The 587-nt window shown below is 61.2% G+C and carries 1 protein-coding gene; it reads left to right on the top strand.

Annotated features, from left to right (window positions below):
- A partial coding sequence (gene tnpC, locus CFR71_RS15995) for an IS66 family transposase (RefSeq protein ID WP_110532266.1) occupies positions 1 to 587 on the top strand: 587 nt, incomplete at both ends.

Below are 587 nucleotides of genomic sequence, written 5' to 3'. Positions count from 1 at the left end.
TATTCCCGGGACCGCAAGGGCGAACATCCCACGGACCATCTCACCGGCTGGACCGGCATTTTGCAGTCAGACGCCTATGCGGGTTATAACACTCTGGCGAAACCGGGACGCCAACCCGCGCCGGTTGTCTCCGCCGGATGCTGGGCCCACGGACGCAGAGGGCTGTTCAAAATCGCCGAGAAGGACAAGGCGCCCCTCGCCATAGAGGCAGTAGGCAGGATCGACACCATATTCGAGGCCGAGCGCGCCATCAACGGTACGCCCCCAGAACATCGGCTGGCAGTCCGTCAAACAGACATAGCCCCTCTGGTCGACGATCTGTTCGACTGGATGCGGGAGTGTTGCCGGCGCATGTCGACCAAAAATCCCGTTACCCACGCCATGAACTATTTTCTCAGACGTGCCGATACATTCACACGATTCCTCACTGACGGCCGGATCTGCCTCTCAAACAATGCAGCAGAACGCGCTCTGCGCGGCATCGCCCTGGGCAGGAAAGCCTGGTTGTTCGCCGGGTCCGATCGTGGCGGAGAGCGCGCCGCCGCCATGTATTCCCTGATCGTCACCGCGCGTCTGAACGATGTCGA

Origin of the sequence: Novacetimonas pomaceti (assembly GCF_003207955.1) — a bacterium.
Lineage (GTDB): Bacteria > Pseudomonadota > Alphaproteobacteria > Acetobacterales > Acetobacteraceae > Novacetimonas > Novacetimonas pomaceti.
This window is presented reverse-complemented; position numbering and strand designations above follow the sequence as displayed.